General features: G+C 69.2%; 19 protein-coding genes. 4 read left to right on the forward strand and 15 right to left on the reverse strand.

Annotated elements, in window-relative coordinates; genetic code table 11:
* Positions 1–48: 48 nt before the first annotated feature.
* On the reverse strand, positions 49–1875 hold the full coding sequence (locus ACH35V_RS20885; protein WP_395974503.1) for a serine/threonine-protein kinase: 1827 nt from the start codon (positions 1873–1875) through the stop codon (positions 49–51).
* A gap of 62 nt (positions 1876–1937) precedes the next feature.
* Positions 1938–2414, reverse strand: coding sequence for a MarR family winged helix-turn-helix transcriptional regulator (locus tag ACH35V_RS20890; protein WP_395974504.1), 477 nt, complete (start codon positions 2412–2414; stop codon positions 1938–1940).
* Between the two features lie 98 nt (positions 2415–2512).
* On the opposite strand from ACH35V_RS20890, the gene ACH35V_RS20895 reads away from it, so the two are divergent.
* Genes ACH35V_RS20895 through ACH35V_RS20905 form a run of 3 tightly spaced genes read left to right on the forward strand, consistent with a single transcriptional unit; the run spans position 2513 to position 4244 of the window.
* A complete protein-coding gene (locus tag ACH35V_RS20895; RefSeq protein WP_395974505.1) occupies positions 2513–3598 on the forward strand; it encodes an epoxide hydrolase family protein in 1086 nt (361 codons plus the stop codon).
* An 8-nt stretch (positions 3599–3606) separates the two neighbouring features.
* Positions 3607–4041: a nuclear transport factor 2 family protein gene (locus tag ACH35V_RS20900; RefSeq protein ID WP_395974506.1), complete on the forward strand. Its 435-nt coding sequence runs from the start codon at positions 3607–3609 to the stop codon at positions 4039–4041.
* 59 nt (positions 4042–4100) lie between these two features.
* Positions 4101–4244 carry a hypothetical protein gene (locus ACH35V_RS20905; RefSeq protein ID WP_395974507.1) on the forward strand — a complete coding sequence of 48 codons (144 nt, stop codon included), beginning with the start codon at positions 4101–4103 and terminating at the stop codon, positions 4242–4244.
* Between the two features lie 296 nt (positions 4245–4540).
* Here the strand turns inward: ACH35V_RS20905 and ACH35V_RS20910 are convergent, their stop codons facing one another.
* From ACH35V_RS20910 to ACH35V_RS20935, 6 genes are all read right to left on the reverse strand, one after another.
* Positions 4541–5113, reverse strand: coding sequence for a dihydrofolate reductase family protein (locus ACH35V_RS20910; protein ID WP_395974508.1), 573 nt, complete (start codon positions 5111–5113; stop codon positions 4541–4543).
* A 55-nt stretch (positions 5114–5168) separates the two neighbouring features.
* Positions 5169–5801 carry a DUF4360 domain-containing protein gene (locus tag ACH35V_RS20915; RefSeq protein WP_395974509.1) on the reverse strand — a complete coding sequence of 211 codons (633 nt, stop codon included), beginning with the start codon at positions 5799–5801 and terminating at the stop codon, positions 5169–5171.
* Positions 5802–5926: 125 nt separating this feature from the next.
* Positions 5927–6169: a hypothetical protein gene (locus ACH35V_RS20920; protein ID WP_131963194.1), complete on the reverse strand. Its 243-nt coding sequence runs from the start codon at positions 6167–6169 to the stop codon at positions 5927–5929.
* A gap of 124 nt (positions 6170–6293) precedes the next feature.
* Positions 6294–7529, reverse strand: a complete 1236-nt coding sequence (locus ACH35V_RS20925) for an MFS transporter (RefSeq protein WP_395974510.1) — start codon at positions 7527–7529, stop codon at positions 6294–6296.
* A 33-nt stretch (positions 7530–7562) separates the two neighbouring features.
* Positions 7563–8570, reverse strand: coding sequence for an NAD-dependent epimerase/dehydratase family protein (locus ACH35V_RS20930; protein ID WP_395974511.1), 1008 nt, complete (start codon positions 8568–8570; stop codon positions 7563–7565).
* Between the two features lie 104 nt (positions 8571–8674).
* The gene (locus ACH35V_RS20935) at positions 8675–9907 is read right to left on the reverse strand and encodes a DegT/DnrJ/EryC1/StrS family aminotransferase (RefSeq protein WP_395974513.1); all 1233 of its coding nucleotides are present in this window, start codon (positions 9905–9907) and stop codon (positions 8675–8677) included.
* Positions 9908–10272: 365 nt separating this feature from the next.
* Here ACH35V_RS20935 and ACH35V_RS20940 point away from each other — a divergent pair, with 365 nt between their 5' ends.
* A complete protein-coding gene (locus tag ACH35V_RS20940; protein ID WP_395974514.1) occupies positions 10273–11061 on the forward strand; it encodes an SDR family NAD(P)-dependent oxidoreductase in 789 nt (262 codons plus the stop codon).
* Between the two features lie 84 nt (positions 11062–11145).
* Here the strand turns inward: ACH35V_RS20940 and ACH35V_RS20945 are convergent, their stop codons facing one another.
* The 7 genes from ACH35V_RS20945 to ACH35V_RS20975 form a co-directional block, all read right to left on the reverse strand.
* A complete protein-coding gene (locus tag ACH35V_RS20945; RefSeq protein WP_395974516.1) occupies positions 11146–15018 on the reverse strand; it encodes a DNA-directed RNA polymerase subunit beta' in 3873 nt (1290 codons plus the stop codon).
* Between the two features lie 20 nt (positions 15019–15038).
* The gene (gene rpoB, locus ACH35V_RS20950) at positions 15039–18506 is read right to left on the reverse strand and encodes a DNA-directed RNA polymerase subunit beta (protein ID WP_395974518.1); all 3468 of its coding nucleotides are present in this window, start codon (positions 18504–18506) and stop codon (positions 15039–15041) included.
* Positions 18507–18860: 354 nt separating this feature from the next.
* Positions 18861–19850 (reverse strand): hypothetical protein, encoded by a 990-nt coding sequence (locus ACH35V_RS20955; protein ID WP_395974519.1) that lies wholly within the window; start codon positions 19848–19850, stop codon positions 18861–18863.
* Complete coding sequence (locus ACH35V_RS20960; RefSeq protein WP_395974521.1) at positions 19847–20335, reverse strand: hypothetical protein; 489 nt, start codon at positions 20333–20335, stop codon at positions 19847–19849. Before ACH35V_RS20960 ends, ACH35V_RS20955 begins: the two co-directional genes overlap by 4 nt.
* Positions 20332–21798 (reverse strand): MCE family protein, encoded by a 1467-nt coding sequence (locus ACH35V_RS20965; RefSeq protein ID WP_395974522.1) that lies wholly within the window; start codon positions 21796–21798, stop codon positions 20332–20334. The genes ACH35V_RS20960 and ACH35V_RS20965 overlap by 4 nt, the downstream gene beginning before the upstream one ends.
* Complete coding sequence (locus tag ACH35V_RS20970; protein ID WP_395974524.1) at positions 21795–23093, reverse strand: MCE family protein; 1299 nt, start codon at positions 23091–23093, stop codon at positions 21795–21797. The genes ACH35V_RS20965 and ACH35V_RS20970 overlap by 4 nt, the downstream gene beginning before the upstream one ends.
* Positions 23090–24337, reverse strand: a complete 1248-nt coding sequence (locus ACH35V_RS20975) for an MCE family protein (RefSeq protein WP_395974525.1) — start codon at positions 24335–24337, stop codon at positions 23090–23092. The genes ACH35V_RS20970 and ACH35V_RS20975 overlap by 4 nt, the downstream gene beginning before the upstream one ends.
* Between the last annotated feature and the right edge of the window lie 3 nt (positions 24338–24340).

The following is a 24340-nucleotide window of genomic DNA, read 5'->3' on the forward strand; positions in this document are numbered from 1 at the left end:
ATCAACCCAAAGCCGCCGAACTGCAAAGACTCCGCGCACGCCGGGCTCTTAGGATCGTCCGGGTGTCGGCGACGGGGCCGTGGCTTGGGCGACGATGCCGGGCTGTACGAACGTTCTCAGCCGCGAGAACGGCACCTTGATCCTTTTCCCGCGGGAACCTCCGGTGCAGTCGAGTTCGGAGATCCCGGTGATGACGAAGGTCAGGCCGTCCCTGGTCGGCAGCACCATCAGCCTCTGCGGGACGAGGTCGGCCGCGGTGATGGGGCGGCCCGCGTAGCACACCGCACCGGCCGGGGTCTGCGCGGCGCTCTCCGGGTCGTTCTCGCTCCGGACGATCGTGCGGGCCAGGTCGCGGATTCCGGTCGCGGTCAGGGCCTCCGGCTTGAACAGGTCTCGCGCGCCGAGCCGCCGTCCGTCCGATAGGTCCACGACCACGCCGGACCCGGCGGAGTATCCGGCGGCTGACTGGCTGTCGACCAGGTCGTAGAAGACGGAGAGGAGCCTCGGTCCGCGCAGGCCGAAGTTCGCGACGGCCGTGGCGCGCCAGCGCTCTTCGCCAGGTCTCGGCCCGTAGCGCCGGACCCCGTCCACCCACGGACGGGTGAGGGTGTCCGCCGTCTCCCGCAGGACGGTGTTGATCCTGGTTTCCACGCGGGGATCACTTACGCCGTCCACCTTGACGTACTGCGTCGTCAGGTCCGACAAGGTGTCCCGCCGGACCGACGACACCAGCGAGACGCGCACCTGCTGTACCTCGGCCCGCGCGGGCGGGTCGTTGGTGTCCCGGGTGGCGAGGTAGGTGCCCGCGCCTCCGGCGGCGACGGCCACGCTCGCCCCCGTGATCGCCGCGGCGATCTTGCCGCCGAGTCCGGTGACCGCGCCCGCCCCGGCCGCTCCGGCCGCGGTGCCTCCGGCGGTCGTCCCAGCAGCGGTCCCAGCGGCCGTCCCGGCGGCGGTCCCGGCGGCGGCTCCACCTGCGGCCGCCCCGCCGCCTATCCCGGACGCCACCAGGGGGAACAGCGCGGCCAGGCCCACGGCGGCACCGGCCAATGCGCGTACACCACGCTGTTCCCATGCCTCGCCGTAGGCCGAGGCGGCGATCTGGTCGAGCTCGGCCACCAGCGTCATCGCGTCGCGCGGACGCTCCGCCGGTTCCTTGGCCATGCCCTGCTCCAGCAGCGGCCGCAACGCCTCCGGAAGCTCGGACGCAGGGACCGGCGCGGCCAGATGCCGACTCATCAGCTCCGCCCGGTCGGAGGCCGCGTATGGACGGCGTCCGGTCACGCATTCAAAGAACACGCAGGTGGCGGCGTACACGTCGGTGGCAGGGACGGCCGGTTCCCCGCGCCACTGCTCGGGCGCCATGTAGGCGGGCGTACCGCCAATGGCCTGATCACCGGCCAGGGCCGCCACGCCGAAGTCGATGAGCTTGCTGAGGCCGTCCGCCCGGACGACCACGTTCGCGGGCTTGAAGTCGCGGTGGACCACCCCCGCCTCGTGCGCAGCGGCCAGCCCCAACAGCGAGCCCTTGAGCACCAGCAAGGACGCCTCCGGCCCGAGCGCCCCATGCTCGGCCAGCACCCTCTTCAACGAGACCCCGTCGACCGCCTCCATGACGATCGCCGCACCGTGCTCGCTCTCCACCATGCGGTACAACCGGGCCACATACGGATCGGACACCTGCCCCAGCAACACCGCCTCGGCGCGCAGACGCTCCAGTGCCTCGGTATCACCGGGACGGCGGGTCAGATATTTGATCGCCACCGGGGTGCCCGCCGTGCGGTGCCGCGCGAGCACCACCCGTCCTTGGGCCCCGGCTCCCAGCTCGCGTACCTCGATGAAGTCGGCAACCCGCCAATCACCCGTCGCCGTCACCGCTCGCCGACCTCCTGGGGGCAGGGGTTCCCGTCCGGATCCTAACTGTCACGCAAGGTGGGCTACTTCGCGTCGTGCGGGCGTGGGTGCGGGGGGCGGTGGTGCTCGGTCAGGACGGTGAGTAGACGGGTGAGTTCGTCCTTCTGGCCAGAGGTTAGGGGGGCGAGGAGTTCGCGTTGGGCGTCGGTGACGAGCGCGTCGAGGAGCTCCAGGCGGCGGTGGCCGCCGGGGGTGAGGGTGATGACGTTGCGGCGGCGGTCGGCGGGGTCGGGATCGCGGCGGATGTATTCGGTGTCGGCCAGTTCGTTGAGGACGGCGACCATGTCGCTGCGGTAAATGCCGGTAAGGCGGCTGAGCTCGGCCTGGCTGGCGGCACCGGCCTCGGCGAGCGCGGCCAGCACGGCGAAGTGCCACTTGCGTGCGCCTTCGGCGGCCAGGCGCTCGCTGACGAGCCGGTCGGCGGCGATCGCGGCCCCCGCGAGCAGGCGGCTGGGGATGGCGCGCAGCCGGGCCGGAGTGGGTTCGGGGGCCGGGCTCATGGGGTTCCTCCACCTCTTGCATTAGTGACACTAACAGTCTAGCTTCGTTAGTGGCACGAACGTTCGAGCTCCGAACGAATACCTCTGGAGTGAAGACCATGATCAAGCCGTTCCGCATCGACATCCCCCAGGCCGACCTCGACGACCTGACCGGCCGGCTCTCCCGCACCCGCTGGCCCAACGAGGTCGCCGACGCCGGGTGGGACTACGGCTTCCCGCTGGCTCGGCTGAAGGAGCTCGCCGAGTACTGGCGCACCGGCTACGACTGGCGCGGGCACGAGGCGAAGCTGAACGAGCTTCCGCACTTCATCACCGAGATCGAGGGGCAGGACGTCCACTTCGTCCACGTCCGGTCCTCGAAGCCGGACGCGCTCGCGCTGATCCTCACCCACGGCTGGCCAGGCTCGTTCCTGGAGTTCCTCGACGTGATCGAGCCGCTGTCGCGCGACTTCCACCTGGTGATTCCGTCCATCCCGGGGTTCGGCTTCTCCGGGCCGACCCATGAGCGCGGTTGGGACATCGTGCGGGTCGCGCGAGCCTGGGCCGAGCTCATGCGCCGTCTCGGGTACGAGCGCTACGGCGCCCACGGGGGCGACTTCGGCGCGGGCATCTCGATGGCGCTCGGCGCGGTCGCGCCCGAGCAGGTCGTCGGGGTGCACGTCAACTACCTGCCGACCAGGCCGGTCCCGGACGCGGACATCGAACTGTCGGAAACGGACGAGGCCAGGCTGGACAAGGTCCGGCAGCTGATGGCGAATCGTCCGCCCTACCAGGCTCTGCAGGCCCTCACACCGCAGACCATCGGCTACGCGCTGACGGACTCACCGGTCGGCCAGCTGGTCTGGATCGCCGAGCGCTTCGCGCAGTGGACCGACCCTCGCTCGCAGATCAGCGACGACCGGATGCTCACCGACATCTCGCTCTACTGGCTGACCGCCACCGCGGCTTCCTCGGCGCGACTGAGCCGCGAGACCCCGCGGCGGACCGAGCCGTGCCCGGTACCGGTCGGCGTGGCGGTGCTCCCGCACGACATCACGCAGTCGGTGCGACCACTGGCCGAGCGCCTGTACGACATCAGGCACTGGTCGGAATTCGAGCGCGGCGGCCACTTCGCCGCGATGGAGGTGCCGGAGCTGCTCGCCGAGGACGTCCGCGACTTCTTCCTCACCCACACCAAGCAATAGGAGCCATCATGACCAGCACCGAAATTCTGATCCGCGCACTCGCCGACCGCGCCGAACTCGCCGACCTGGTCGCCCGCCACAGCTTGTGGATCGACGAGGGCCGCTACAGCGAGACCGACCGGCTCTTCACCGAGGACGTCGACGTCAAGTCCCCGCGTGGGGAGGCCCACGGCATCGAGGCGCTTATTGAACTGGTGCGCTCGGGGCACGACACGTACGTCCGCACCCTGCACAGCAAGTCCAATCTCATCATCGAGGTGGACGGCGAGACGGCCACGGTGCGGGCCCACGACATCGCCGTGTTCATCATCGACGACAAGACCGAGGCCCTCGCGGCCGGCGTCCACCACTACAGGGCACGCCGCACCGAGAACGGCTGGCGCTTCGACAACCTCGTGGTCACCCCGATCGCACTGACCGAAGCCCTCAACCGGGCCCTCTAGAAGCCGCCCGAAACGCCCTTGATCACATCAGCAAGCCGCCGGAACCCACGCAGGTCATCGTGTCCGAGCTGGCCGAGGGACGAGCGCGACGGGCGGCCCGGACCGAGGTCTGGGACGACGGCGACGGGTGTCCCGAGGTCCAGCCGGAGGATCACACGGCGACGAGCGGGCGCGGGCTGCTGATGGTGTCGCTGCTCGCCTAGGAGTGGGGCACGCGGCCGCTGCTCGAAAACGGTAAGGCCACGTGGGCGAAGTGCTGAGCGTCCGGACGGAGCGCCTGCTGCTTCGATGGCGGACGCGGATGGGCGGCGAACCGCGACGCAGTACCTGGACGCGCTTGCCCTGGCGCTCCGTCCGCAGGGCTGGCGGGATCGTGGTGAGCGTGCTGGCCACCCCGGGCGGGATGTGGGCGTACCACGAGGCCCCCCGCTCGGGCGGCGCGGCTACCTGTACCCGTGCGGGGGCGCGGAGGCGGCGGCCGCCGTGGTGGACGACCTGCTCAGGCACCGGATGTGCGCCTCGGACGGTAGCGCGTCGAGATGATCCCCGACGGGTAGAGCTTGCCTTCGATGAGCTCCAAGTCCAGGCGGCCCAAGTCGTCGGGGAACAGCCTCTGGCCGCTGCCGATGGCGACCGGGACGACGCGGAGCTGGAGCTCGTCCAGCAGGCCCGCCCTGGTCAGGGACTGTGCCAGCGACAGGCTGCCCCAGAGCATGATGTCCTCGCCGGGCTGCCGCTTGAGGTCGGCGACCTTCGCGGCCGCATCGCTCTTGACGACCTCTGCCGGGTCCCAGGTGCCCCACGGGGCTTCGTCCAGCGTGGAGGAGAAGACCAGCTTGGGCATGGTGTTCACCACGTTGGCGACCGTCTCGTCGGCGGTGGGCCAGTACTGCACGAACATCCGGTAGGTGGCCGCCCCTAGGAGGACGGTGTCCACGTCCTCCAGCAGTTTGAGGTTGTCGCGGTCCACATGGCTGTAGTCGGAGACGGAGTCGAAGAAGTCGAGCTCCCCCTGGGGCCCGGCGACGTAGCCGTCGACCGTGATCAGTTCCTGGACGATGAGTCTGCGCATACCCACTATGACCATACGAGCCGACCGAAATCATCGGTGACTCAGCCGCGCGGCATCACGGGCAGGTCTTCCAGAGGAGGCTGTAGGTGGCGGAGTCGTCGGGGGTGTCCAGGGCCATGATGCCGGCCTTGGCCGGGTCCGAGGTGCCCAGGGACACGCTCAACTCGGTTTCGAGGTGGAGGTCGCGCTCCTCGCCGCAAGGTTTGAACACCAATTGTTCAAGGGGGACCTGCTGGTCGTACACCCAAGGCGCGGCGTGGGGTCCGGGGAGCTTGTAGACCCACGTTTGGGACGGCGGCGTGCCCTGGAAATTGTGCTGCGTATTCGCCTCAGCGCTCGCACCGGTCGCCAGTTCTGCGGAGCCGACGAACCGGAGCCCGCTGATCGCGTAGGTGAAGCCCGCCACGCTGTTCACCTTCAGCACGACCTGGCACTTCTTCCGACCTTCTTCTGGGGAGGAATCGCCGCCCGCCAGCGCGTGGAAGCCCCAGTAGCGGACCGTGAAGCTGGTCGCGGTCACGGGCATCGACACCTCTCCGACCTCGCAGTCCGGGCTGACGCTCACCACGGTGATGGTCACCCCGGGCGGCGGGTCCGCCGGGGCGGCCGACGTGGCGGGAGCCCCCAGGGCGGACAGGACGAGAACGGCGCCGATTATCGCGATCGCCTTGCGTCTGACATGCGGCATGGCATGCCTCCGGAATCAGGCAGTGGATTCGATCGCGACAGTAAGTGCGCCCAAGAAAGGCGTCAACGCTAACGCCTTTCGATTTCTTGTTCACATTTCACTTCATCGGGTGGCGGCGGGCCCGTTCAGCCGAAGGCGCGGCACTCCACCTCGGCCCGGCGTTCGGTCATGCCCTGCTGGACCGCCGAGGTCACGCACGCGCGCTGCTTCTCGTCCAGCCGCGGCTCGCCGCACTGGCCGACGCTCGAATAGGTGCGGCAGTCCTGGCGCGAGGTCTGGTCGCCGGACGACCAGGCGGCGGTGGCTCCGCCGACTCCCCCGATCCCCAGGACGCCGACGATCAATGCCCCGGTCATGACCCTCTTCATCTGCGTCTCTCCCCCGTCGCGTACTTCGCCAACGACGAGGTACCTCCCCGTCCGTACCACCACAAAACTCAGCAAAAGGTCAAGAAATTCGGCATACCTCCAGGTCAAGCCTGTCGGGCCCGCGTCACACGCGACCGAGCCGGGGCGCGAGGACGCTCAGGGCGCACGTCACGATCAGGAGCACTGCCATGGTGACGCGCAGCCCGGCCGCCTCGGCGACGCCGCCGACGATCGGCGGTCCGGCGAGAAAGCCGACGTAGCCGACCGTGGACACGGCGGCGATCGACGGGCCCGGCCCCTGCGGCGTGTGCGACGCGGCATGGCTGAACGCCACCGGGACGACCGGCGCCAGCCCCAGGCCGATCAGGGCGTAGGCCACCAGGCCCGTCCCCGGGGCCGGCGCGACGAGGGCGAGCACGGCGCCGGCCCCGGCGAGGAGCGAGCACCCCTGGACGAACCGGTCGGTGGCCGCGCGGGAGCGCATCCGGTCGGCGGCCAGCCTGCCGACGACCATGCCCGCCGAGAAGACCGCGAAGCCGGTGGCCGCGGCACCGGCCGACGAACCGGCGACGTCCCGCAGGTAGAGGGCGCCCCAGTCGTTCATCAGGCCCTCGCCCATCAGCGCCGAGAGCGCGATGAGCGCAGGGGCCCACAAGTCCCGGGTGGGAAACGCGAACGCCGGCCCCGCAATGCCGGTGTCCGGTACGCCGCTGTCTGGTGCGTCGGTGTCCGGTGCGTCGGGCAGCAGGAAGATCGTCGCGCCGCAGCAGACGGAGAAGAGGATCACCGCGGTCAGCAGGAAATGTGTTCCGGCCCCCACGTCCCCGGCGGCCGCCAAGCCGCCGACCGCCGCACCCGAGATCCCGCCCAGGCTGAACATGGCGTGGAAGCCGCCCATGACGGGACGAGAGCAGGCTCGTTCCACCAGCACGCCCTGGGTGTTCATGGCGACGTCGACGGCGCTGTTGCCGACCGCGAACATCGCCGCCGCCACGGTCAGCGGCACGAGACCGGGCGCCGACGGGATCAGCGGGAGCGTCCCGAAGAAGAGGACCGCGCCGCCGATCAGCGTCCGGCGGCTGCCCCACCGGGCCACCGCGACGCCCGCCAGCGGCAGGCCCGCGAGCGCGCCCGCCGCCAGCCCGGCGAGCGCCACGGCCAGCCCGCCCGTGGAAAGGCCCAGGCCGTCCCGGACGGCCGGCACCCGCGCGGCCCAGGAGGCGAACGCGGCGCCGTTGGCGAAGAAGACGCCACGGACGGCGACGCGCGCCGCCCGGCTCCGGGTCGCCGGCGGCGCGGCGCGCCTCGGAGCCGATACGCGCGCGGGTACGGAACGGGCCGAGCCCTTGATCTCACTCACGGTCCGCTGCCCCCTGGCCGTCCGGGCCGCCGCTCAGGGCTGCGGGACGCGCTCGCGGCGGAAGATCGCCGTCGTCGACGGAAGCTCGGGGAAGGGGCCGAGCCCGTCGGCGAGCGACGCGAGACCGGTCTCCAGCGTCACGCGGGGCTCGAAGCCCAAGGACCGGAGCTTGGAGATGTCGGCCACCAGCCGGAAGCTGTCGTCCAGGCTGGAGGCGTCCGGCTGCAGGCGGGCCGGCCGGCCCGTGGCCTTCGCCACGGCGTCGGCGAGGTCGCGCATGGACACCTCCCGCCCGCTGCCGATGTTGTAGACCTCCCCGGCGGCGCCGGCGTCCGCGAGAGTGATCAGGGCCGCGCACACGTCGGAGACGTGGACGAAGTCGCGGGTCTTGCGGTCGACGTCCCCGACCAGCGGAATCGGCATCTCGTTGAGCTGCCAGCGCAGGAACTGCGAGACCTCGCCGCCGGCGGAGCGCGGGTCCTCGCCCGGCCCGTAGACCACGAAGGAGCGGCCGATCACGACCGGCAGGCCGATGACGTCGTACAGGCTCCGCAGCGCGAGCTCACCCGACAGCTTGGACGCGCCGTAAGGCAGGAACGGCCGCGTCGGATGCTCCTCGGTCATGGGAGATCGCTGCGGGACGCCGTACACGATCGCCGAGGAGAGGCAGACCAGGCGCCGGACGCCGAGCTCGACGCACGCGTTGCCCACATTGCAGGCGCCGAGCCCGTTGACCTGGAAATCGAATCTCGGGAACTCCACCGAACGAGAGCCGCTCGCGTTTCCCGCCAGATGGAAGACCGTGTCGGCGCCGCGCAGCGCCAGCAGTGTTTCGCCGTAGTCGCGCACGTCCGCGCGCACATGCCGGACGCCGGGAAGGGCGGCCAGTTCCGGCGGCGGATCGGCCAGGTCGACGATGGTCACGCTCCTGCCCGCCCCGCTCAGCGCGGTGACGAGGTGACCGCCGACGAAACCGGACCCTCCGGTGACGGCGACGTCGGCGGTCTCGGAGCCATTGGATTCCTGCAACGTTCCAGGCATGGGAGATCTCCAGTTCTCAGGCATGCGAAGGGAGCACGTGATGGTGCGGAGTCGGGAAGGTCGAGGGTCCGCCCCGGCCCGAGCCCGGGCCCGGGGCGCGTCGGTCACCGGTTTCCGGCGAGCCGGGCGACCCCTCGGGACACGGCGCCGATCATGTGCTCCACCTGGTCGTCGGTGAGGTGGTCATAGATCGGCAACTGGATCTGGTGCTCGAAGTAGGTCTTCTCCGCGACCGGGCACTCGCCGTAGCGGTGCCCCAGCGCCCGGAACTCCGGCAGCAGGTGAATGGGGAAGTACCGGACGACGATCTCGATCCCCTCCCGCTCCTGCAAGTGCTGGATGAAGTCGTCCTTTGGGGCGCCGACGGCTTCGGGATCGTAGAAGAGGGTGTAGAGGTGGTGGACGTGGCGGGCGTAGGGCTTCTCGTTCTGGACGCCGATGCCGGGCACCCGCCGCAGCCCTTCGTCGAGGCGGTGCGCGATGTCGCGGCGCCGTCCGTTGAGGCGGTCCAGCTTGCCGAGCTGGACGATGCCGAGTGCCGCGCTCAACTCGCTCATCCGGTAGTTGTTGCCGACGAGGTAGCGCCCGTCGACGTAGTCATGGGTGTAGGACCTGCGGACGTGCGCGTCCCGGTAATACGCCGGTTGCCGGTACGGGCCGATGCGAGGATCGCCGCGCTCGCCCATCTCGCCCCACACATGAATGGTCCCCAGCGCTCGGGCCATTTCGGCGTACCGGTCGTCGCCGGTGACGAATGCCCCGCCCTCTCCGGTGGTCATGTTCTTCAGGGAATGGAAGCTGAAACATCCGAAATCGCCGATGGAGCCCAGCGGCCGGCCTTTGTAGGTACCGCCGGCGACATGGGCGCAGTCCTCGACCACGCTCAACCCGTGACGCCGGGCGATGGCCATGACCGGGTCCATGTCCACGGCCTGGCCGCCATAATGGACGACCCATATCGACCTGGTCCGTTCGGTGATGAGAGGCTCGATCGTCGCCGGATCGAGATTGAGACTGTCGGGATCGATGTCGGCGAACTTGATGACGCAGCCGCGGGCCTGCAAGGGCCAGGTGGTGACCCAGAACGTCTGGGGCGTCGTGATGACCTCGTCGCCCGGGCCCAGCCCGAGAACCTGCGCGGCCAGGAACAGGGCGGTGGTGCAGGAGCTGGTCACCTGGACGTGGCGGCCGTCCAGCAGCTCCGCGAAGCGCCGCTCGAACTCGGCGCCCGCGGGGCCCATCGCCAGGGTGTCCTGCGCCAGCACGTCGGTGACGGCCTTGATCTCTTCCGCGCCCAGCCGGTTGGAGATGCCGCTGTACGGCACCATGTACGTCATGCGCCCGCTCCTCTCCTTCGGCCTCGCCATTCTCCGGGCGAAACCTTGTTCTCGCCGGTAAGGGCGGCTATCGCGCCGCGCCGGTTAATAGGAGGTGAAATTGCGTCGACTTTTGCCTGCGACTCTCTCGGCAACTGATTCAAGGTGTATGCGTCATGATTTCTGTCATGAATGTAACGACCTCATCCCGCCGACTGCAAGCCCCCAATTGAACACTCGCTGCCGAAAGGCGGGACCAGCAGCTCGTTTTGCGTTGTTTTTACCGCCGCCCGCGCCGCCGACGTGACGCCGCTCACTATCACCGGCGCGCGAGTACACCCATATGTTCGAGCAGATTAAGTGCGAGTCTCCGGAGTTGTTTTCCGATGGACCAAGACCAGGACCACGACCAGGACCAGGACAGGACCGGGGCCGGGCGGAGAGTGGCCTTGGTGACCGGCGCGTCCAGAGGGCTGGGCGCCGCGATCTCGGCCGCCCTGGCCCGCGACGGCGTCACCGTGGCGATCAACTACATGCGCGACCGGTCCGCGGCCGAGGCCCTGCGGGACGACATCGCCGCGGCGGGCGGCCGCGCCGGACTCTTCCGCGCCGACGTCACCGACGAGGACGAGGTCGGCGAACTGCACCACCGGGTGCTCGCCGCCTACGGCAGGATCGACATCCTCGTCCTCAACGCGACCGGGCCCCAGCCCGACCTGCCCATCGAGGACCTGAGCTGGCAGGACGTCCTCGACCAGCTCGCCTTCTTCGTCAAGAGCCCGCTACTGCTCACCCAGAAGGCGATCACCGGCATGAAGCGGCGCGGGCACGGCCGCATCGTCCACATCGGATCGGACGTCGTGGAGCTGGGCCCGCCCGCGTCCAGTGCCTACGTCGCGGCCAAGGCCGCCCAGCTCGGCCTCACCCGCTCCTGGGCACGCGAGCTCGGCCCGCACGGGATCACCGTGAACCTCGTCGCCCCGGGCTGGATCCCCACCGACCGGCATGCGGACATACCCGACGGGACCAGGGGCGAGTACGCCGGACGCCTGCCGCTGGGACACCTGGGCGTCCCCGACGACGTCGCGGAGGCCGTCGCGTTCCTCGCCTCGGACCGGGCCCGTTTCATCACCGGGCAGAGGATCACCGTCAACGGCGGCGCCACCCTGACGTGACGGCCGGAGAACGGCGAAGGGCCGCCGCCCGCGCGATGCGGGTGGCGGCCCTCTGCGTGCCTTGCGCTACCGGTCGTGCTGGCGCTACCGGTTGTACTGGCCGAAGTCGTACTCCTCCAGCGGGACGGCTTCGCCGGAGCCCTGGCCGAAGGCGTACTCGGCGCCGTCGTCGTAGGAGCCGACGGAGTAGACCGCCGCCTTCGCCTCCTCGGTCGGCTCGACCCGGACGTTGCGGTACTGCGGCATGCCGGTACCGGCCGGGATGAGCTTGCCGATGATGACGTTCTCCTTGAGGCCGAGCAGCGGGTCGCTCTTGGCGTGCATCGCGGCCTCGGTGAGAACCCGGGTCGTCTCCTGGAAGGACGCCGCCGACAGCCACGACTCGGTCGCGAGCGAGGCCTTGGTGATGCCCATCAGGACCGGACGGCCGGCGGCGGGGACCCCGCCCTCGGCGACGACGTTCCGGTTCGTCTCCTCGAAGATCGGACGCTCCACCAGGTCGCCCGGGAGCAGGTCGGTGTCGCCCGACTCGAGGATGTTCACCCGCTTCAGCATCTGGCGGACGATGATCTCGATGTGCTTGTCGTGGATCGACACGCCCTGCGACCGGTACACCTCCTGGACCTCCTGCACGAGGTGCAGCTGCACCGCGCGCGGGCCGAGGATGCGCAGCACCTCGTGCGGGTTGATCGCACCCGCGATGAGCTGCTGGCCGACGCCCACGGACTCGCCCTCCTTGACCAGGAGGCGGGACCGCATCGGCACCGGGTAGGCGATCTCGTCGGAGCCGTCGTCCGGGACGACGACGACCTTGCGGGCCTTCTCCGTCTCGTCGATCTTGACGCGGCCGGCGACCTCGCTGATCGGCGCGACGCCCTTCGGGATGCGGGCCTCGAACAGCTCCTGCACGCGCGGCAGGCCGTGCGTGATGTCGCCGCCCGCCACACCGCCGGTGTGGAAGGTCCGCATGGTGAGCTGCGTGCCGGGCTCGCCGATGGACTGCGCGGCGATGATGCCGACGGCCTCGCCGACGTCCACCCGCTTGCCGGTGGCCAGCGAACGGCCATAGCACGCGGCGCAGACGCCGATCTTGGCCTCGCAGACCAGGGCGCTGCGGGTCCGGACCTTCTCGACCCCGGCCTCGAACAGCCGCGACACGACCGCGTCGGACAGGTCGGTGTCGGCCGGGTAGATGACCGTCCCGTCGACGACGACGTCCTCGGCGATCGTCCGGCCCGCCAGGCTGGTCTCCGTGGTGGAGAGCTTGGCGAGGCTGCCGTCCGACTGCCGCTCGACGATCTCGAACGGGATCGTGCGGTCGGTGCCGCAGTCCTCCTCGCGGACGATCACGTCCTGCGCGACGTCCACCAGGCGCCGGGTCAGGTAACCCGAGTCGGCGGTGCGCAGCGCGGTGTCGGCGAGACCCTTCCGGGCGCCGTGCGTCGAGATGAAGTACTCGACGACCGACAGCCCCTCACGGAACGACGACTTGATCGGACGCGGGATCGTCTCGCCCTTCGGGTTGGAGACCAGCCCGCGCATGCCGGCGATCTGGCGGAGCTGCAGCGGGTTGCCGCGGGCGCCCGACTGGATCATCATCCAGATCGGGTTGGCCTTCGGGAACGCCTGCTCCATGTCCACCGCGACGTCCGCGGTGGCCTTGTTCCAGATCTCGATGAGCTCCTGCTTGCGCTCGTCGTCGGTGATCAGGCCGCGGTTGAACTCCCGCTGCACCTTCTCGGCACGGGCCTCGTAGCCGCCCAGGATCTCCGCCTTGTTCGGCGGCGTGATGACGTCGTCGATCGCGATCGTGACGCCGGACCTGGTCGCCCAGTGGAACCCGGTGCTCTTCAGCGCGTCCAGCGCGTTGGCGACGGCGACCTTCGGGTACGTCTCCGCCAGCTCGTTGACGATCGCCGAGAGCTGCTTCTTGCCGATCTCGTCGTCGACGAACGGGAAGTCGTCCGGCAGCGTCTCGTTGAAGATGGCGCGGCCGAGCGTCGTCTCCAGCCGGTACGGCTGGCCGGAGTCGTAGCCCTCCGGCGCGATCCACTCGCGCGGCGGCGGGATGTCCTTCAGCCGGATCTGGACCTTGGCCTGCAGGTCGAGCTCGCCCCGGTCGTAGGCCATGATCGCCTCGGCGACCGAGCCGAACGCGCGGCCCTCGCCCTCCGCGCCGTCCTTCTGCGTCGTCAGCCAGTACAGGCCGATGACCATGTCCTGGGTGGGCATGGTGACGGGCTTGCCGTCGGACGGCTTCAGGATGTTGTTCGTCGACAGCATCAGGATCCGCGCCTCGGCCTGCGCCTCCGCGGACAGCGGCAGGTGCACGGCCATCTGGTCGCCGTCGAAGTCCGCGTTGAACGCGGTGCAGACGAGCGGGTGGATCTGGATGGCCTTGCCCTCGACCAGCTGCGGCTCGAACGCCTGGATGCCGAGACGGTGCAGGGTCGGCGCCCGGTTCAGCAGCACCGGGTGCTCGGTGATGACCTCTTCGAGGACGTCCCACACCACCGGGCGGGCGCGCTCGACCATGCGCTTCGCGGACTTGATGTTCTGCGCGTGGTTGAGGTCGACCAGCCGCTTCATCACGAACGGCTTGAACAGCTCCAGCGCCATCTGCTTGGGCAGGCCGCACTGGTGCAGCTTCAGCTGCGGGCCGACGACGATGACCGAACGGCCCGAGTAGTCGACGCGCTTGCCCAGCAGGTTCTGCCGGAACCGGCCCTGCTTGCCCTTGAGCATGTCGGACAGCGACTTGAGCGGACGGTTGCCGGGGCCCGTGACCGGACGGCCGCGGCGGCCGTTGTCGAACAGCGCGTCGACGGCCTCCTGCAGCATCCGCTTCTCGTTGTTCACGATGATCTCGGGCGCGCCGAGGTCGAGCAGCCGCTTGAGCCGGTTGTTCCGGTTGATGACCCGGCGGTACAGGTCGTTCAGGTCGGACGTCGCGAAACGGCCGCCGTCCAGCTGCACCATCGGACGCAGGTCCGGCGGGATGACCGGAATGCAGTCCAGCACCATGCCGAGCGGGCTGTTGCGGGTGTTGAGGAACGCCGACACGACCTTGAGCCGCTTGAGGGCGCGGGCCTTCTTCTGGCCCTTGCCGGTGCGGATCACGTCGCGCAGCCGCTCGGCCTCGGCGTCGAGGTCGAAGTTCTGCAGCCGCGCCTGGATGGCCGCGGCGCCCATGCCGCCCTCGAAGTACTTGCCGAACCGGTCGCGCATCTCGCGGTAGAGCAGCTCGTCGCCCTCCAGGTCCTGGACCTTGAGGTTCTTGAAGCGGCTCCACACCTCGTCGAGACGGTCGAGCTCGCGCTGCGCGCGGTCGCGCAGCTGCTTCATCTCCCGCTCGGCGCCGTCGCGCACCTTGCGCTTCTGGTCGGCCTTCGCGCCGGCCTCCTCCAGCTCGCCCAGGTCGCCCTCCAGCTTCTGCTGGCGGGCCTCGACCTGCGCGTCGCGGGCCTGCTCGATCTGCTGGCGCTCCACGGAGATGTGGGCCTCCAGCGTCGGCAGGTCGCGGTCACGCCGCTCGGCGTCCACGCTGGTGATCATGTAGGCCGCGAAGTAGATGATCTTTTCGAGATCCTTCGGGGCCAGGTCCAGCAGGTAGCCGAGCCGGGACGGGACGCCCTTGAAGTACCAGATGTGCGTGACCGGCGCGGCCAGCTCGATGTGGCCCATCCGCTCACGGCGCACCTTGGCCCGGGTCACCTCGACGCCGCAGCGCTCGCAGATGATGCCCTTGAACCGGACGCGCTTGTACTTGCCGCAGTAGCACTCCCAGTCGCGGGTCGGACCGAAGATCTTCTCGCAGAAGAGCCCGTCCTTCTCCGGCTTCAGGGTGCGGTAGTTGATCGTCTCCGGCTTCTTGACCTCGCCATGCGACCACTGGCGGATGTCGTCAGCGGTCGCCAGGCCGATGCGTAGCTCGTCGAAGAAGTTGACGTCAAGCAACAGATTTCCCCTTGAGTTGATCAGACCTCTTCGACACTGCTCGGCTCACGCCGGGACAGGTCGATGCCGAGCTCCTCCGCAGCGCGGAAGACGTCCTCGTCGGTGTCGCGCATCTCGATGGACATGCCGTCGCTGGAGAGCACCTCGACGTTGAGGCACAGCGACTGCATCTCCTTGATGAGCACCTTGAAGGACTCGGGGATGCCGGGCTCGGGAATGTTCTCGCCCTTGACGATGGCCTCGTACACCTTCACGCGGCCGAGGACGTCGTCGGACTTGATGGTCAGAAGCTCCTGCAGGGCGTAGGCGGCGCCGTACGCCTCCAGCGCCCACACCTCCATCTCACCGAAGCGCTGGCCGCCGAACTGCGCCTTACCGCCGAGCGGCTGCTGGGTGATCATGGAGTACGGACCGGTCGAGCGGGCGTGGATCTTGTCGTCGACCAGGTGCAGCAGCTTGAGGATGTAGATGTAGCCGACCGAGATCGGGTCCTTGTAGGGCTCGCCCGTGCGGCCGTCGAACATCCTCGCCTTGCCGCCCGGACCGACCAGACGCTGCCCGTCGCGGTTCGGCAGGGTGCTCTCGATCAGGCCGGTGACGTCGTCCTCGCGGGCGCCGTCGAACACCGGCGTGGCGGTGTTCGTCCACGGCGGCGCCTCGGACGCGCCGATGGCGTTGAGCGCCTTCTTCCAGTCCTGGTCGTCGCCCTCGATCTTCCAGCCGCGGGACGCGACCCAGCCGAGGTGGGTCTCCAGGACCTGGCCCACGTTCATGCGTCCGGGGACGCCGAGCGGGTTCAGGACGATGTCGACCGCGGTGCCGTCCTCGAGGAACGGCATGTCCTCGACGGGGAGGACCTTGGAGATGACGCCCTTGTTGCCGTGCCGTCCGGCCAGCTTGTCGCCGTCGGTGATCTTGCGCTTCTGCGCGACGTACACCCGGACCAGCTCGTTCACGCCGGGCGGGAGCTCGTCGCCCTCGTCGCGGGAGAACACCCGGACGCCGATGACCTTGCCCTGCTCGCCGTGCGGCACCTTCAGCGAGGTGTCCCGCACCTCGCGGGCCTTCTCGCCGAAGATCGCGCGCAGCAGCCGCTCCTCCGGGGTCAGCTCCGTCTCGCCCTTCGGCGTGACCTTGCCGACCAGGATGTCGCCGGGGACGACGTCCGCGCCGATGCGGATGATGCCGCGCTCGTCGAGGTCGGCGAGGACCTCCTCGGAGACGTTCGGGATGTCCCGGGTGATCTCCTCGGGGCCGAGCTTGGTGTCGCGGGCGTCGACCTCGTGCTCCTCGATGTGGATCGAGGAGAGGACGTCGTCCTGCACCAGGCGCTGGCTGAGGATGATGGCGTCCTCGTAGTTGTGGCCCTCCCACGGCATGAACGCCACGAGGAGGTTCTTGCCGAGCGCCATCTCGCCGTCGTCGGTGCAGGGGCCGTCCGCGATGACCTGGCCCAGCTCGACGCGGGCGCCCTCTTCGACGATCGGCTTCTGGTTGAAGCAGGTGCCCTGGTTCGACCGCTTGAACTTGGAGACGCGGTAGGTCGTCCTGGTGCCGTCGTCGTTCATGACGGTCACGTAGTCGGCGGACACCTCCTCGACGACGCCGGCCTTCTCGGCCGTGATGACGTCGCCGGCGTCGGTCGCCGCGCGGTACTCCATGCCGGTGCCGACCAGCGGCGCCTCGCTGCGCAGCAGCGGGACGGACTGGCGCTGCATGTTGGAGCCCATCAGCGCGCGGTTCGCGTCGTCGTGCTCCAGGAACGGGATCATCGCGGTGGCGACCGAGGTCATCTGCCGCGCCGAGACGTCCATGTACTGGACCTCGCGGGCGGGGACGAGCTCGACCTCGCCGCCCTTACGGCGGATCAGGACCCGGTCGTCGACGAAGGTGCCGTCGTCGTTGAGCAGGGAGTTGGCCTGCGCGATGACGAAGCGGTCCTCCTCGTCGGCGGTCAGGTAGTCGATCTGCTCGGTGACGATGCCGTCGGTGACGCGCCGGTACGGCGTCTCGACGAACCCGAACGGGTTGACCCGGCCGAACGCGGCGAGCGAGCCGATCAGGCCGATGTTCGGGCCTTCCGGCGTCTCGATCGGGCACATGCGGCCGTAGTGGGACGGGTGGACGTCGCGGACCTCCATGCCGGCCCGCTCACGGGACAGACCGCCGGGGCCGAGCGCGTTCAGGCGACGCTTGTGCGTCAGGCCGGCCAGCGGGTTGGTCTGGTCCATGAACTGGGACAGCTGGCTGGTGCCGAAGAACTCCTTGATGGAGGCGACGACCGGCCGGATGTTGATCAGCGTCTGCGGCGTGATCGCCTCGACGTCCTGGGTGGTCATCCGCTCGCGGACGACGCGCTCCATCCGGGCCAGGCCGAGCCTGACCTGGTTCTGGATGAGCTCGCCGACCGTGCGCAGCCGCCGGTTGCCGAAGTGGTCGATGTCGTCGACCTCGATCGGCACCGCGACGGCGCCGAGGGTCGCCTCCTCCTCACCGGCGTGCAGCCGGACGAGGTACTCGATCGTCGCGACGATGTCGTCCTCGGTGAGGGTGCCCTGGTTCATGTCCAGGTCGAGGCCGAGCTTCTTGTTGATCTTGTAGCGGCCGACCTTGGCGACGTCGTAGCGCTTCGGGTTGAAGTACAGGTTCTCCAGGAGCGTCTGCGCCGACTCGCGCGTGGGCGGCTCGCCCGGGCGCAGCTTGCGGTAGATGTCGAGGAGCGCGTCGTCCTGGCCGGAGGTGTGGTCCTTCTCCAGGGTCACGTTGATCGACTCGTAGGAGCCGAAGCGCTCGCGGATGCGCGCCTCGTCCCAGCCGAGCGCCTTGAGCAGCACCGTGACGGGCTGCTTGCGCTTGCGGTCGATGCGCACGCCGACGTTGTCGCGCTTGTCGATCTCGAACTCGAGCCACGCGCCGCGGCTCGGGATGACCCGGCAGCCGTAGATGTCCTTGTCGGAGGCCTTGTCGAGCGCCCGGTCGAAGTACACGCCCGGAGACCGGACGAGCTGGGAGACGACGACGCGCTCGGTGCCGTTGATGATGAACGTGCCCTTCGGGCTCATGAGCGGGAAATCGCCCATGAACACCGTCTGGCTCTTGATCTCGCCCGTGGTGTTGTTGATGAACTCCGCCGTGACGAACATCGGGGCGGAGTAGGTCATGTCCTTGTCCTTGCACTCCTCGACGGAGTACTTGGGCGGCTCGAACCGGTGGTCGCGGAACGACAGCGACATGGTTCCGGAGAAGTCCTCGATCGGGCTGATCTCTTCGAAGATCTCCTCCAGCCCCGACTGCGTCGGGACGCTCTTACTTCCGGCCTTCTGGGCCGCCTCGACCCGGGCCTTCCACCTCTCGTTGCCCAGCAGCCAGTCGAACGAGTTGGTCTGCAGAGCAAGGAGGTCCGGGACTTCGAGCGGCTCCTTGATGCGCGCGAAGGAGACGCGGTTCGGACCGGTTGCGGTATTCGAGGCGTTGCGCGAGGCTGCCAAGAGTGGTCCTTCCGAGGGCTCGCGGCGTAAACTGGTGACACGCACGCCAGACGATCCGCGTCCGAGACCTGCACAGAGAGGTCCAAAACGGACCAGGGCAGGGGTTGTCTCACACGCGGATAGTCAGAGGGCAGCGCAAAGGGGCAGTGTAGCCGACCTGCCACACCGCTCGCAACTCTAGCGCCGCAGTATGCATCACGTTGCCATGGAGCATCGCCCCTCAGCGCCTTTCAGTCAAGAGCGGACTTGGACTTTTCGGGCTCTGACCTGCAGTGAGGAAGGCCATAGTTTAAGCCCCCGCGCAGGCCGGACGCCGCCGTCCCGAAACACGTGTCGCGAACTGATACGCGCTGGTCAGGAGATGACCGTGAGTTCCGACGCGAGCCACTTCCCGTCCTGCTTCACCATCGTCATCCGGATCCGGAGCGGCTCGGGGAGGCGCTGCTGCTTGTCGGCCTTCGTGGCGGACGACCGGTTCGCGTAGACGAGCGCCACGACCTTGTCAGGGGTCGCGCTCGCGACGCCGACCTTGATGACCGTGGTGGTGGAGACGGCCTGCTGCTGCGCGGCGACCGTGCGGAGCTGCTGGGCGAGCTTGTCGTAGTCGGTGCGCAGCTTGCCGGTCGTCGTGGCGGACGCGGCCTTCAGATCGGCGTCGAGCGTCTGGTAGTCGTACGACGACAGCTTCTGCGCCGCGCGGGACGCGGCGAACGAGGCCTCCTTGCTCGCCGTCTCGGTCGCGTTCTGCTCGCGGACCTCCAGGGCGAGAGCCGTGGTGCCGGCGCCGAACGCGATCATCAGGACGACCAGGACGGCGACGACCGCCGTCGGGCTCCCCGATCGGAACCGGTGCCGGGGCGTAGCAGCAGTCTTGGGCGCGGTCTTGCGCGCTGCGGTCTTCTTGAGCCTGACCGGCTTTGACGCGTCTTCGTCGGTTTCGGGGTCTTCGTCCGTCTCGGCGGCGTCCGAAGTGGCGGAGGCGGCCTCCGGGGAGGCTGAGTCCTCCGCTGACGCGCCGTCATCGTCGGACGCGTCTTCGGAGTCCTTCTGGCGGCGCCGCGGCTTCTGGAGTGATTTGACGGCCTTTTTGGTTTCCGCACCATCTTCGGAGTCTTCGGGGGGCGCTTCGGACTCATCCGACTCGTCTGACTCGTCGGCTTCGGCGGCGGCCTCGTCCGCGGCGATCTTCGCCAGGCGCGCGGCCTCGCGGGCCTTGTCGGCGGCCTCCTCGGCGAGCCGCGCGGCCTCGGCCGCCTCCTCGGCCCTGGCGGCCTGTTCCGCGGCCTTGTCCTTCGGCTTCTTCTTGCCTGTGTCGGAGCGCTTGCCCCGGCCGAGCATCGTCACGGGACGACCTCCAGTCCGGACACGAGCCACCGGTCGTCGACCCGCGAGAGGTCCATCTGGTACCGGTAACCCTGGGGCGTGCCGTTCTTCACCTTGTCGTTCGTGACGGTGCCGTTCAGGGAGACCATCACCTCGGCCGAGTCGTCGTCGATGGAGACCAGCGCGGCGTCGACGTCGCTGACCGTCGACTTCGCCTTGTACTTGGTGACCTGGTCCATGAAGGCCTTCGACTGGGAGGCCAGCTTGTTCTTCAGGTCGCCGGTGGTGCCGCCCACGATCCGGTCCAGGTCGCGCTGGGCGGTGGACGCGTCGAGCGACATCAGGTTGACGCCCATCTGCCGCGCCGACTGGATCGCCTGGGCCTTCTGGTCGGCGTCGTCCCGGTTCTGGAGGGTGACCACGCCGAGCCAGCCGGACGCGACGGCGAGGCCGATCACGACGACGCTCAGGGCGATCACGATCGCCGGAGACAGGCCGCGCCTCATTGGCTCAGCGGTCCGAGAAGGAGCCACTTCCACGAGGATTCCTCTCCCAACTGACGGGTACCGGCGCTGCGGGGCATGACGTATCGCTTGCCGTCGGGGCCGTAGACCGCACCGGTCGTTGGATCGTATCCAGCGAATTCGACTGAATCGGCCGGATACGACAGGTAGAGCCGTCCATCGGACAGCTGGCCGGTAGGGGCCGCCGCGGTGTTGCCGCTGCCGTTGCCGGAGTTCTTGCCCGAGGACTTGGCCTCGGTCTTGCCGTCGCCGTCGTTTCCGGTCGCGCCGCCCTCCGGGAATCCGGCACCTGCGGTCGCGCCCGGCGGGACCTGCGGGAAGGGCGAGATGGCGTCGCGCGGGAAGTTACGGGGGCCGCGCACGCCGGTCGACGCGTCGTGCGGGGCCTTGCAGCCGGCGTCCAGCCGCGGCTTCTTCTTGGACGTGTCCTGCGGCCAGCGGTGCTTGGTCTTCTCGTAGCCCTCGGTGCACGCGGGCGGCGAGTCGATGTTCAGCGCGAGGCCCAGGTGCTGGGTGCCGTCGCCCGGGTTGACGGTGGACGCGCCCGCGACCGTCACCGGGTAAAGGATGAACAGCGACCGTAGGCCCGCCTTGCGCGACGAGATGATCTGGCCGGTGGTGGTGAGGTTCGCCAGGAGGACGGGCAGCGTGGGCGCTAGCTGATTGATGGCCTTGTGGCTCTCGCTCACCGCTCCCGGTAGGCCTTGGATGGTCTTGCGCAGGGCCGGGTCGTCGTTGCGCAGGGACGTGGTCAGCTCGTTCAGGTTGCTGGCGAAGCCGCGGATGTTGGCGCCCTGGCCGCGCTGGGTGTCCAGGACGGTCACGCTGTTGTCCAGGAGCCGCTTGGTGTCCGGGTAGGCCGCCTCGGCGGTCTTCAGGAGGCGGTCGGTGTCGTCCAGGATCGACTGGAGGTCCTCGGCGGAGCCGGAGAACGCCTTGTCCAGCTCGTCCACGATGACGCCGATGTCCTTGGTGTTCACCGAGCCGACCAGCGAGTCGACGTTGCGGAGCAGCTCGGCCGTCGACACGGGCAGCGTGGTGCGGTTCCGCGGGATCGTGTACGGGTCGCCTTCGTCCAGGTAGGGGCCGGTCTTCTTGGTGGGCTCCAGGTCGACGTACTGCTCGCCGACCGCCGACCGGTTGGCGATGACCGCCTTCGTCCCGTCGCGCGGGATCCGCTCGCCGCGCTCCATGAGGAGCTTCACGCGGATGCCGTCCCTGGTCAGCTCGATCGGGCCTACCCGTCCGACCGGAACGCCCCGGTAGGTGACCTCGGCGTTGGTGAACACGCCGCCGGAGTCGGTGAGGTCGACGTAGGCGACGTACTCGCGGCCGAGCAGGTCGCGGCCGATGCCGATGTAGTTCACCGACACGATCGTCACGCCGACGACGGTGATGACCGCGAACGCGATCAGCTGGAGGATGACGCCGCGTTTGAGGATCACGGGGTGCCTCCCGTCTTCGTGCCGGACGGTCTCGTGCCGGAGGGCGCCTTCGTCGGCGCCGGAGTGGTCGCCCCCGCAACGCCCGGCAGGCCGGGGAGGCCCGGCAGCAGCCCGCCGGAGCCGCCCGAGCCGCCGCCGGTGTCGCCGGGCATCTGCGGCAGCACGCCGAGCGGGGTGTCGGGCAGCGTCACGTTCGGCACCTGGAGCATGTTGCGCATCTCCTTGCCGCTGCCGAGCAGGACCTCGAGGTCGGTGCCGCCGAGCAGGTTCTGCGCGATGGACTCGAAGTCCAGGTCGAGGGTCAGCCGGACGTTGCCGTAGTCGCCCTCGATCGTGTTCCCGAACGTCGCGGGGAACGGGAACGTGATCAGCGACTCCAGCGACTTCGGCAGGTCGGAGCCCGCCTTGTTGAGGTTCCGCAGGATCTTGTCGAGGTCCTGGAGGTTCGCGAGCAGGTCGGCCTTCGACTGGTCGATCACGTAGGTGGTGGTGCGGCTGAGCTTGTTCAGCGCGACCAGCATCTTGGTCAGGTCGGCGCGGTTCCGGTCGAGGACGGAGATCGCCGGGCCGGTCTCGTCGATGGTGTCCTGGATCGTCTTGCGCTCGGCCGACAGCTTGCCGGTCAGCCGGTCGATGCTGTCGAGGGCGCGGGTGATCGCGGCGCGGTTGCGGTCGAGCGTCCCGGCGAAGGTGTTGACGCGGTGCAGCACCGACCTGATCGTGGGCTCGCGCCCGCTCATCGCGGCCTGCAGCTCGTGGCTGATCGTGGAGACCTGCTCCAGCCCGCCGCCGTTCAGCAGCAGCGACATCGCCGACAGCACCTCTTCGATCTCGGTGCCCTTGATCGTGCGGTTCAGCGGGATCAGGTCGCCGGAGGCCAGCTCCCCGGCCGGGGCCTCGTTACGCGGCGGCTCGATCTGCACGAACTTCTCGCCGAGGAGGCTGGTCTGGCCGATCGTGGCGACGGCGTTGTCGGGCAGCCTGACGTCCCCGCGCATCTTCACGGTGACGACGGCGTGCCAGCCGCTCTGCCCGCCCGTCCCCCTGGCGCCGCCGGCGAGGTCGATCTTGTCGACCCGGCCGACCGAGACGTCGTTGACCTTGACCGCCGACTGCGGGACGAGGTCCAGCACGTTCTCGAACTCGATCTTCACGGTCTTCGGGTTCGAGCCGAGATCGGCGCCGCCGGGCAGCGGAATCGACTCGACGCCGTTGAACGAGCAGCCCGACAGGGCCACCGCGCCCGCGACCGCCGCGGCGACCCCGGCCAGCCATGTCCGCCGTGTCGTGGTCATCGGCCACCTCCGGGCAGGAGCGCGGTGACGTCGGTCGGCCTGCTCGCATTGTTCGTGGTGCCCGACTTGGGCGGGCCTTGCGGGCCGTAGGCGTCCGGCGGGATCGGGACGGGGTCGTAGTGCGTGGTCAGCGCCGTGATCCAGGACAGGTCCAGGCTGAAGCCCGTCAGCGCCTTGCCGATCCCGTTGTACGGGCGGACGAAGTCCAGGCACTGCTTCGCCGGCGTCCCCACCGAGTAGGCGAGCGAGCAGATCCAGTCGGCGAGGTCGTGGAACTGGCGGAAGTTGTCGCGGGTGTGGATCGTGCCGCTGATCGGGTCGTACGCGCGGGCCAGGTTGTTGATCGCGAGCGGGCCCGCGGTGAGGATCTCGGTGAGCGCGCCCTTCTCCTTCACCAGCACGCCGGTGATCTGCGCGAGCTGCCGGACGTTCGCGGCCAGCTCGCTCCGGTTGTCCTTGACGAACCGCTGCACGTTCCGCAGCGTCGGCGCGAGGGTGTTGAGGGCCGCGCTGAGCTCCTCCTTCTCCCCCGCGAGCTGCCCCGACACGCCGTTGAGGTGCCCGGTGAACGACTTGATCTGCTGGTCGTTCGCCTTCATCGCGTCCGTGATGATCCGCAGGTTCTTGATCGTCTCGGCGACGTCGCCGCGGTCGGTGCTGAGCGTGCTCAGCGCCTTGGACGCGTCCTCGATCGTCTGCCGGATGTCGTCGCCCTGCCCGTTCAGGTTCGCCGCGCCAACCTGCAGCAGCCGCGACAGCGAGCCCTCCTGCCCGTTCGGGCCGGGGGCGTTGGCGCCCTGCGGGCCCAGCGCCTTGGACAGGTCGTTCAGGCTGCCGCCGACCTCGTCCACCTCGACCGGGACGGCGGTGCGGCTCGTCGTCAGCGTCGCCCCGTCCGCCAGGACGCCGCCGCCCTTGTAGACGGGCGTGAGCTGGATGTAGCGGTCCGCGACCAGGGTCTGGTTGATGATGACGGCCTGCGCGTTCGCGGGCACCTTGTACTTGGCGTCGTACCTCAGCTCGACCTTCACCGAGTCGCCGACCGGCTCGACGCTCGTGACCTCGCCGACCGGGATGCCCAGGATGCGGACGTCCGCGCCCTTGTACAGGCCGACGGTCTTGGTGAAGTACGCCGTCAGATGACGCTGCTCGGGCCCTTGGAACACCGGCAGGAGCACGGCCGCCAGCACTGCGACGGCGAGGACCGCGCCGCCGAGGCGAAGGATGGTCGCCGAGTTACGCACTAC

This window comes from Actinomadura sp. 1N219 (assembly GCF_044326405.1).
In the GTDB taxonomy this organism is placed as follows: Bacteria; Actinomycetota; Actinomycetes; order Streptosporangiales; family Streptosporangiaceae; genus Spirillospora.